Genomic DNA, 1,716 nt, shown 5'->3' on the forward strand with positions numbered 1-1,716 from the left:
GAGCTGACCGAGTACCTGACCGAGCTGTCGGGTGAGGCGGCGGCCTGGATGCGGCCGAACTTCTTCGCCAACACCCCTGACATCCTGCACGCCTACCTCCAGCACGGCGGACGTCCCGCGTTCGAGATCCGTGCCGTGCTGGCCGCCACCCTCTCCCCCGCCTGGGGCATCTACTCCGGCTACGAGCTGTGCGAGAACACGCCGCTCAGGGAGGGCGGTGAGGAGTACCTGGACTCGGAGAAGTACCAGCTCAAGCCCCGCGACTGGGAAGCCGCCGAGCGCGAGGGACGGACCATCGCCCCGCTCATCACGAAACTCAACACCGTCCGACGGCGGCACCCGGCCCTGCGACAGCTGCGCGATCTGCACTTCCACCACGCCGACAAGGACGCGGTGATCGCCTACTCGAAGCGGAGCGGATCGAACACGGTTCTCGTGGTCGTCAACCTCGACCCGCACCACACCCAGGAGGCAACGGTCTCGTTGGACATGCCGCAACTCGGCCTGGACTGGCACGAGTCCGTGCCGGTGCGCGATCTGCTCACCGGCGAGACCTACTACTGGGGCAGGGCCAACTATGTGCGCCTCGAACCGGGTCATAGGCCCGCGCATGTCTTCGCCGTCCTGCGACCGTCCACCCCGCAGATCGGAGGGTCACCCACAATATGATCGTCAACGAGCCCGTTCCGGACACCTTCGAGGACACTCCCGCCAAGGACCGGGACCCGGAGTGGTTCAAACGCGCCGTGTTCTACGAGGTCCTGGTCCGCTCCTTCCAGGACAGCAACGGCGACGGCATCGGCGACCTGAAGGGCCTGACCGCCAAGCTCGACTATCTCCAGTGGCTCGGCGTGGACTGTCTGTGGCTGCCGCCGTTCTTCAAGTCCCCCCTGCGGGACGGCGGTTACGACGTGTCCGACTACACCGCCGTCCTCCCGGAGTTCGGTGACCTCGCCGACTTCGTGGAGTTCGTGGACGCCGCACACCAGCGCGGCATGCGCGTCATCATCGACTTCGTCATGAACCACACCAGTGACCAGCACCCGTGGTTCCAGGAGTCGAGGCGGGATCCCGACGGTCCGTACGGGGACTACTACGTCTGGGCCGACGACGACAAGCAGTACCAGGACGCCCGGATCATCTTCGTCGACACCGAGGTCTCCAACTGGACGTACGACCCGGTACGCAAGCAGTACTACTGGCATCGCTTCTTCTCGCACCAGCCGGATCTGAACTACGAGAACCCGGCCGTGCAGGAGGAGATGATCTCCGCGCTGAAGTTCTGGCTGGATCTCGGCATCGACGGGTTCCGGCTGGACGCGGTGCCGTACCTGTACCAGCAGGAGGGCACCAACTGCGAGAACCTGCCGGCGACCCACGAGTTCCTGAAGCGGGTGCGCAAGGAGATCGACGCCCAGTACCCCGACAAGGTGCTCCTCGCCGAGGCCAACCAGTGGCCTGAGGACGTCGTCGACTACTTCGGCGACTTCCGGGGCGGCGGCGACGAGTGCCACATGGCCTTCCACTTCCCCGTCATGCCGCGCATCTTCATGGCCGTACGGCGGGAATCCCGCTACCCGGTCTCCGAGATCCTCGCCAAGACCCCCGCGATCCCGTCCGGCTGCCAGTGGGGCGTCTTCCTGCGCAACCACGACGAGCTGACCCTCGAAATGGTCACCGACGAGGAACGCGACTACATGTGGGCGGAGTACGCGA

Annotated in this window: 1 protein-coding gene and 1 pseudogene; both read left to right on the forward strand. The window is 65.6% G+C overall.

The window, feature by feature from the left end:
* Positions 1-669 (forward strand): annotated as a pseudogene (locus tag ACZ4WH_RS43920) (alpha-1,4-glucan--maltose-1-phosphate maltosyltransferase); the annotation flags it as partial.
* Positions 666-1,716 (forward strand): alpha-amylase family glycosyl hydrolase (locus tag ACZ4WH_RS43925; protein ID WP_468191957.1); only part of this gene is annotated, 1,051 nt, incomplete at its 3' end. The pseudogene ACZ4WH_RS43920 and the gene ACZ4WH_RS43925, both read left to right, overlap by 4 nt.

It is taken from the genome of Streptomyces sp. NPDC029138 (genome assembly GCF_055564375.1).